The organism is Amycolatopsis rhizosphaerae, assembly GCF_007713715.1.
GTDB classification, from domain to species: domain Bacteria; phylum Actinomycetota; class Actinomycetes; order Mycobacteriales; family Pseudonocardiaceae; genus Amycolatopsis_E; species Amycolatopsis_E rhizosphaerae.
Genome location: NZ_VJWX01000390.1, coordinates 1 through 6,742, shown reverse-complemented (window position 1 = coordinate 6,742; position 6,742 = coordinate 1). Strand labels below are relative to the sequence as shown.

At 70.1% G+C, this 6,742-nt stretch carries 7 protein-coding genes; 5 read left to right on the top strand and 2 right to left on the bottom strand.

Features of this window, described 5'->3' with window-relative positions:
• Positions 1-49: 49 nt before the first annotated feature.
• Together FNH05_RS28325 and FNH05_RS28320 are read left to right on the top strand one after the other, a co-directional pair.
• Complete coding sequence (locus tag FNH05_RS28325) at positions 50-457, top strand: DUF3224 domain-containing protein (protein WP_144591904.1); 408 nt, start codon at positions 50-52, stop codon at positions 455-457.
• Positions 458-550: 93 nt separating this feature from the next.
• Positions 551-2,119: a hypothetical protein gene (locus tag FNH05_RS28320; protein ID WP_144591903.1), complete on the top strand. Its 1,569-nt coding sequence runs from the start codon at positions 551-553 to the stop codon at positions 2,117-2,119.
• Positions 2,120-2,162: 43 nt separating this feature from the next.
• Here the strand turns inward: FNH05_RS28320 and FNH05_RS28315 are convergent, their stop codons facing one another.
• Complete coding sequence (locus FNH05_RS28315; RefSeq protein WP_144591902.1) at positions 2,163-2,756, bottom strand: TetR family transcriptional regulator; 594 nt, start codon at positions 2,754-2,756, stop codon at positions 2,163-2,165.
• 126 nt (positions 2,757-2,882) lie between these two features.
• Here FNH05_RS28315 and FNH05_RS28310 point away from each other — a divergent pair, with 126 nt between their 5' ends.
• Positions 2,883-3,647: a class I SAM-dependent methyltransferase gene (locus tag FNH05_RS28310; protein WP_222426732.1), complete on the top strand. Its 765-nt coding sequence runs from the start codon at positions 2,883-2,885 to the stop codon at positions 3,645-3,647.
• A gap of 24 nt (positions 3,648-3,671) precedes the next feature.
• Here FNH05_RS28310 and FNH05_RS28305 read toward each other — a convergent pair whose 3' ends face one another.
• A complete protein-coding gene (locus FNH05_RS28305; RefSeq protein ID WP_144591900.1) occupies positions 3,672-4,679 on the bottom strand; it encodes an RNA polymerase subunit sigma-70 in 1,008 nt (335 codons plus the stop codon).
• 73 nt (positions 4,680-4,752) lie between these two features.
• Between FNH05_RS28305 and FNH05_RS28300 the strand changes: the two genes are divergently transcribed.
• Positions 4,753-5,112 (top strand): nuclear transport factor 2 family protein, encoded by a 360-nt coding sequence (locus FNH05_RS28300; protein ID WP_144591899.1) that lies wholly within the window; start codon positions 4,753-4,755, stop codon positions 5,110-5,112.
• Positions 5,113-5,332: 220 nt separating this feature from the next.
• Entirely contained in the window at positions 5,333-6,616 is a 1,284-nt protein-coding gene (locus FNH05_RS28295; RefSeq protein ID WP_483964230.1) for an extracellular solute-binding protein, read from the top strand.
• Positions 6,617-6,742 lie beyond the last annotated feature (126 nt).

Below are 6,742 nucleotides of genomic sequence, written 5' to 3'. Positions count from 1 at the left end.
GGGGTGGGATGCCGGGTTTTGTCGTACTCGCCTGCTAGCTTCCGGCGGTATGAGAGCAGAAGCCACGTTCACCGTGAAATCCTTCGTCCCGACCGAAGTGGTGCCCGAACCGGCGGTGACCACCGGCCTCCCGGTCGGGGTCGCCACGATGGAAAAACACTTCGAGGGCGAAGCGTCGGGCCGTTCGGCGACACTGTTCACCGCCGCGTTCGACCAGGCGAAGGGGGTCGGCACCTACGTCGCCATGGAATCCTTCGAAGGGTCGCTGAACCGCCGCACCGGCGCGTTCAACTTCGTCCATTCGGCGACCACCTCGGGCACCGATCGCACGGCCGAGTTCTTCACCATCGTGCCCGGCAGCGGCACCGGGGAGCTGGCGGGGATCTCCGGTTCGGGCGGGCTCGTGGTCGACTCCGACGGCACGCACCGGATCCGGTTCGACTACGAAATCGGCTGAGGCGAGCCCCGGCGAACCCGGTTGCCCTGGCCCGGAGGGATCGGGCATGATGAGCCGCATGATCGACAGGAAGGGCTCCTTCAGCCCGCGCCGATGAGGCGCCAGGCGTGGCGGCTGCCGGAGGCAGCGGTCGACGCGCGACCGACGTTTCTTTCCCACGCACTGGCCTCGGCCGCGCTCCATGGCCCTGGTCCCTGGCCGCATGGCGGCTATCCCCTGCCCGACGAGGACCCGGACGAGGTTCGCGTCATGTCGGGCGCCGTCGAAGACGGCGTGCGAACTCACCATTTCAGGTTCCGCCCCGACGAGGCGGGTGCGGCCGAGACGGCCGAGGAACTCGAGCGCCTCGTCGGCTCCCCGCCCACCACAACAGATCTGGCTGCCCTGCACGACAGGCTCGCCGCCGTCGACACGCTCACCATCGCCGATCCCCTCACCGCGGAACTGCGGCGGCGAAGCCTGCCCAGGGACCGGTTGCGCGAGATCGCGCTCCGGCTCACCGGACACGGCACCCGCCGCAACGCGGTGGCCACCGGAATCGTCCTGCTGGGCCTGTCCGGCGACGAGCGGGACCGTGAACTCCTGCTGGTGCTGGGCACTCTGGAGGATCTCAGCCTCTACGCCGTGGTGGCGTTGCTGAGGTCCCAGCCGGAGCCACCGCATGCGGTGTTCGAGCTGGCCCGGCGGGTCGACGGATGGGGCCGCATCCACGCCGTGGAACGGCTGGCGGGCACCGGCGATCCGGAGATCAGAAGCTGGCTGCTGCGCGAAGGGTTCCGCAACGGCGTCACCGGCGAGTACCTGGCGCACCTCGCCGCCACCACCGGCGGGCTCTATGCGGCCCTGCTCGACGAGGAGGTCGACGACGCCCTGCTCGACGGCGCGGGTGACATCCTCGAAACCCTGGCCGGGCCCGCGGGACCGGCGAAGAACATCGAGGACTACCCGGACGGTCCTCCGGCCCTGTGCCGTTACGTGGCACTCGTGCGCACCCGGCCACCGCATCCGGGCCGCGTCACCGTCCTGCTCCGGCTCGCGAAGTTCCTCGACACGGAGATCGCGGCGAGCCTGGACTGGGACGAGCGGACCCGGTCGGCTCTGCGGGAGACCTGCCTCGCCACGGCGAAGGAGCCAGGGTGGCGCGCCACCGTGGCCAGTGCGCTGGCCGAAGGTGATCTTCCTGCCTTCCGGAACGCCCTCTGGCCCGCCCGGCAGCTGGGCATCGCGGTGGGCGAGCACCTCCGGTGGAGGCTGCGGGCCCATCCCGACGACGGCTACCTGTGGCAGTGCCTGCTCGACGAGCATCCGGCCCATGAGATCGCCGAGGTCGTGGCGTTCGCCCAGGAACTGTTACCGCTGCCCGAACTGGTCACCGGACCGGCGACCGACCCGGGCTTCGGCCGCGACCGCGCCTTCGACCGGGTGCTCGGCCTCCTGGTGAACCACCTGGCCGAGCATCCGGGGCAGGGCGGGCCGCTGCTCGGGGTGGCGCTGGCGAACCGCTTGACCGGCAACCGGAACACGGCCGCGCGAGCCCTTGCGGCCTGGCCCGCGGAAAGCGTCCCACCGGAAATGCGGGCGCGCGTTCGTGAAGCACACCACCGGGAACCGGATCCGGACACGAAGAAAGGGCTGCGGGAGCTTCTCGATTCGTGGTCCTAGCCTGCTGCTCGCCGGCCGGGTCTTCGGCGGACCCGGCCGGCGCCTACCGCGATCCGGCCCCGGCGATCACGGTGGTCACGACCTTCCGCAGGGCGTCGATGTCCGGGGGCGGGGTGTCGCGATCGGCGAACAGCAGGTGTCCGGCCCCGATCAGGGTGGGCGCGAGGGTGTCGATGTCCGTCGTCGCCACGATGCGGCCGAGATCCCGTTCGGCGGCAAGGTAGCCGGCGACCATGGCCGCGGCGTCCCCCAGGACCGGAACACCGCCGGCAGGCCTGGCTTCGCGGATCCGGGCGCGCAGTTCGTCCCGGAAGGTCACCAGGGGGACGATCGACACGGCGACCGAGTCGAACACCGCGGCCAGCGCCTCGGTGAGATTGCCCGCGACGGTGCCGGTTCCGGCGGAGGCGCGCAGGTCGGCGGCCTGTGCGTCGATGCGGCGGATGCGGTCGAGCACGAGTTCGGCGAGAAACGCGTCGAAATCGGGGAAGTGCCGATGCAGGACCCCCTTGGCGCACCCCGCCTCGGTGGTGACCGCCCGGCTGGTCAGTGCGTTCGGCCCCTCCCGGAGCAGGACGCGCTCGGCGGCGGCGAACAACTGCTCGCGTACATCGCGGATGTGAACACCAGTCGGCACCTGTGGTCCTTCCTCAGCACGGCCCGGTTGCCATAGTGGGCGCGCGCCCACTAGCGTGGGCACATGCCCACTTTACCCGATGAACCCTTGCCCCCGTCCGACTCCGAGCCGCACCGGCACCGGCGGATGGCGGAATCGTTCGGCGTGGACGCCGAGCGCTACGACCGCACGAGGCCCCCCTATCCCGATGCCATGGTGGAGGCCGTCATCGCCGCCACTCCCGGGCCCGACCTTCTCGACGTGGGGTGCGGCACCGGCATCGAAGCCCGCCAGTTCCGCGCGGCAGGCTGCCGCGTGCTGGGCGTCGAACCCGACGAGCGCATGGCCGGCTTCGCGCGGCGCGAGGGGATCGAGGTCGAGGTGTCCACCTTCGAGACCTGGGAACCGGCAGGCAGGATGTTCGACGGCGTCGTCGCCGGAACGGCCTGGCACTGGGTGGACCCGTTCGCGGGGGCGGCGAAGGCGGCGCGGGTGCTGCGTCCCGGCGGGCGGCTCGCGGCGTTCTGGCACATCTTCCAGCTTCCGCCGGAAGTGGCGGAAGCCTTCGCCGCGGTGTACCGGCGACTGGTACCCGACGCGCCGTTCGACCTCCGAGGGGATCGCCAAGGAATGGACGTCTATCAGAAAATGCTCACCAAGCCCGCGGACGGGATCCGGCAGGCGGGCGGGTTCGGCGATCCGGAGCACTGGCGATTCGACTGGGAGCGGTCGTACACGCGGGACGAATGGCTGGACCAGATGCCCACCCAGGGCCTGCTCACCCATCTCCCGGCGGAAAAGCAGGCAGCGGTTCTGGAGGGCGTCGGCGCCGCGATCGACAAGCTGGGAGGCCGCTTCACGATGCCCTACGCCACCGTGGTCCTCACCGCCGCCCGCACCGGCAGCGCGTGAACCGAGTTCGCCGCGCCCGTCACCTCAGCCCGGCCCCGCCAGCGCCTCCGGAAGCCCGAACCTCCGGTAGAGACCGTCGGCGTGGAACCGAACGACCGCCTTGATCCGATCAGCCCCGGCCGTCAGCACGATGATCCCCGCCGGGGTGGCCACTCGCGCACCGCGCTCGGCGAGATAGGTGGCCAGCGCGGGCTGGGTGTTGGCGCGGGTGGGCAGCAAGTGCATGCGGCGCTCGCCGCGGAAGCCGAAGGCCGTGCGAAGGAACGACGCGATCGCGGCCCGCCCCCGGTAATGGTGCGGTGCCGGTGGCATGGACAACCACGCGTCGTCGGTGAGCAGTTCGACCACCCGGTCGACGTCGGCGGCGGCGAAGGCCTCGGCGAAACGGCGGACGAGTTCCTTTTCCAGCGCCGCGTCCGGCCGTGCCCTGCCCGGCTCCTGCCCGAGCGCGGCCCGGGCCCGCTGCAACGCACCCTTGACCGCGGTCGGACTGGTGCCGAGCATGGCTGCCACTTCGTCGTTGCCGAAGCCCAGTACGTCACGGAGCAGGAGGGTGGCGGCCTGGCGGGGTGGCATGCGCTGCAGCCCGGCGATGAAGGCCAGTTCGATCGCCTCGACGGTCTGATAACGGGCTTCGGGCCCTGGCGCGGTGTCGGGGAGTGCTTCCAGAAGAGTGTCCGGGCAGGGCTGCAACCAGGTGATCTCGTCCCGGCCGGTCGGTTCCGGCGGTTCGAACGGCGGTGACGGCTCTGTGACAGCGCGCCTGCCCGCCGCCCTCAGCGCGTTGAGGCAGCGGTTGGTCGCGATGCGGTACAGCCAGGTGCGCAGCGAAGCTCGCTCCTGGAACCCGCTCAGCCCGCGCCAGGCGGCGAGCAGGGTCTCCTGCAGCATGTCTTCGGCGTCGGTCAACGAGCCCAGCATCCGGTAGCAGTGCACCTGCAGCTCATGCCGGTACGGCTCGATCAGCTCGCGAAACGCCTCTTCGTCGCCCGCTCGCGCCAGCCCCAGTGTGCGGTGATCCACCTTGCGCATGGTGCCACCGTTCCGTTCGCCACGCCCACGGTGTCCGTACAGGTAGCGCAAGCACTCGCGAAGGGAAACGAGCATGACCGACACACCCGCACTGCGGACAGCACTCGCCTACTTCGAGGCGTGGACCGGACACGACCTGGACGGGGCGATGACCTACGTCGCGGAGGACATCGTCTGCGACGCGCCTGCGGGCCGCCTGGAAGGCGCCGAGGCGTACCGGGCCTTCATGGCGCCGTTCGTGCGGATCCTGACCGGTTCCCGCCTGATCGCGGCGTTCGGCGACGAGGACACCGCCGTGATCATGTACGACACGGAGACGGTACCGGTGAAGAGCGCGCCCGGCGCCGAATGCCTGACCGTCGTCGACGGCAGGATCGTCCGAAGCCGGTTCGTGTTCGACCGGGTGCCGTTCGAAGCGGCCCGCAGGGCGTGAGCCGGCGCCCGCCACCTCCCCCGGGGGGGTGGCGGGCGCTATCCACAGTGGACATTTGCCGAGCCGTACCGGAGGTCTCCTGGCGGCCCGGCGTCGGTGAACCCACCTTGCAAGCGTCTCCTGAAAGTTGCAGAAAGTTCTTGCAACGCGGAGGTGGCGTCGTTATGGTCTTGATCACCCGAACCGGCGTCATCCCCCTCTCGACGAGGAGAGCAGCACGATGATCAGCAGACGAAGTGCCCTCGGTGCCCTGGTGGCCTCCGTCGCCCTGGCCGCCACGGCCTGCGGCGGCGGCACGCAGAACTCCGCCGGTACCGACCCGAACTCGGTCTCCGGCACCATCACCTGGTGGGACACCTCGGCGGCGTCCACCGAATCGCCCGCGTTCAAGGATCTCGTGGCGAAGTTCGAGCAGAAGTACCCGAAGATCCACGTGAACTACGTCAACGTCCCGTTCGACGGCTCGGACGACAAGTTCAAGACCGCCGCGCAGGCGGGCAACGGCGCCCCCGACGTGATGCGGGCGGACGTCGGCTGGACCCCGACCTTCGCGGCCCTCGGCTACCTGCAGCCCCTGGACGGCACCCCCGCACTGACCGACGACGGCGACTTCCTGCCGGTGTCCTATGCCAGTGCGAAGTACCAGGGCAAGACCTACGGCGTCCCCGAGGTCACCGACACGCTCGCGCTGCTCTACAACAAGGACCTCTTCGCCAAGGCCGGGATCACCAGCGTGCCCAGGACCTGGGACGAGGTGAAAACCGCCGCCCAGCAACTGGAACAAAAGGTTCCGGGGACCACCGGCGTGTTCGTCAACGCCGATTCCTACTTCCTGCTCCCGTTCCTCTACGGGGAGGGCGGGGACGTGGTGGACACGCAGGCGAAGAAGATCACGCTGGACGGCGACAAGATGGCGGCCGCGATCACCACGGCGAAATCCCTTGCCCAGCCCGGAATCGGCGCGACCGACACGAGCTCGAACAAGTACACCAACATGAACAACGGCTTCAAGAGCGGCACGATCGGCATGGTGCTCAACGGGCCGTGGGCGGTGAAGGAATACCTTTCCGGTAGCGCCTTCGCCAACCCGGACAACCTGGGCGTGGCGCCGGTGCCCGCCGGGCCCGCGGGCCAGGGCGGCCCGGTCGGGGGGCACAACCTCGTGGTCTACGCCGGGTCGCCGAACATCGCCGCTTCGGAGTTGTTCGTGCAGTTCATGACCTCCGCGGAGAGCCAGGCCTACATCGCCTCGAAGAACAACACGATGCCCACCCGCAAGTCGGTGTACGCCAGGCCGGAGGTCGCGGGGAACAAGCAGATCGCCGCGTTCCAGACGCCGTTGGACGGCTCGAAACCGCGTCCCGCCGCACCCGGCGCCGGCGACCTCTACGACATGTTCACCCCGTACTACCAGAAGATCCTCGGCAACCAGGCGTCCCTTCAGGACGCGCTCGCCCAGGCTCAGCAGAAGGCCAAGGGCGCGGTCCCCGGATTCCAGTCATGAGTCAGAAGACGGCCGAGCCCGCCTCGGGGGTCTCCCAGGCCCCCGGAGCGGCCCTCCCCGGTCCCGCCCCGAAGGCGCGGCGGGTCCGGGGCTGGTTCGGGAAGTACGGTTACGCCTGGGCGATGG